Below are 851 nucleotides of genomic sequence, written 5' to 3'. Positions count from 1 at the left end.
GAAGCCCGCTGCTCGGCATCACGTTGCTGCATGCCGTGAAGGGCGGGAGACGGCGAGGGTGAGCAACCCGGTGCAGGGCCGCAAGGGTGCTCACATGGAGGCGACCACCACGACCCAGAGCAAGAAGAGCACCGGGGTACCGCCCGTGACCAGGCCGATGAGGCACTTGCCGCGGTTCAGCCGGGTGCGCAGCCCCATGACGGCGAGGGTGACGCCGAGGCTGCCGCACAGCAGCGAGACGCCGAAACCGGGCGGGAAGACCGCGCTGAGCAGGGAGATGATGCCGAGGACGAGTGAGACGGGCCCGTAGAGGGAGGCGGGGCTGTCCTTGGCTCCGGCGTCGGTCATGGCGGCCCCCTCGCTGTCGATGCTCGTCCTGCGGCGTCCCTACCCCGGAAGCGCACCTCGTGCTCCTCCCGGGCCGACCCGTTCTTCCGAAGGCCGGGAGCGGTGACGCTCTCGGACACCGGGGATTCCGGCGGGCCCGCGTGCTGTGTCGGTGCCGAGGCGCGAGGCCGAAATGGCCGGTCGTCCTTCGGCTGCCGAGTGCAGGGTTCGTCCTCACACCGCCATGTGGGCGAGGAAGGTGGTGCGGCTGGGGCAGGTGGTGTGAGGAAGGTAGAGCGCGTGGAGCGGGGCGTGGATGGGGGGCTCGAGGGTCAGGACGTGCGCCTTGCCGCCTGCGGCGGTGCCGGGTGGAGTGGTGACGAAGGCGATGTGCCGGGTGTCGATGACGGCAGTGATGGGGGGTGTGCCCTGACGGGCGGTGCGTTCGGTGTGCGGTTCGAACCCGGCCTGGCGGCAGTGGCCGATGAGGAGGTCGGTGTAGTTGGAGCGGCCGGGGGTGCCCC

At 71.0% G+C, this 851-nt stretch carries 1 protein-coding gene and 1 pseudogene; both read right to left on the bottom strand.

The features are described 5' to 3' along the window. Positions 1–90: 90 nt before the first annotated feature. Positions 91–348, bottom strand: coding sequence for a hypothetical protein (locus tag CCN37_RS38720; protein WP_033229106.1), 258 nt, complete (start codon positions 346–348; stop codon positions 91–93). A gap of 213 nt (positions 349–561) precedes the next feature. After that, a pseudogene (locus CCN37_RS38715) lies at positions 562–851 on the bottom strand (LysR family transcriptional regulator); the annotation flags it as partial.

The sequence above is a fragment of the Allokutzneria sp. NRRL B-24872 genome (assembly GCF_002155965.1).
Taxonomy (GTDB): domain Bacteria; phylum Actinomycetota; class Actinomycetes; order Mycobacteriales; family Pseudonocardiaceae; genus Allokutzneria.
Note: the sequence above shows the minus strand (reverse complement) of the source record. Positions and strands in the feature narration are given on the sequence as shown.

Bases quoted from the DNA above. Each gene is read 5' to 3' on its own strand.
- CCN37_RS38720 (WP_033229106.1), bottom strand. From the start codon at position 348: ATGACCGACGCCGGAGCCAAGGACAGCCCCGCCTCCCTCTACGGGCCC.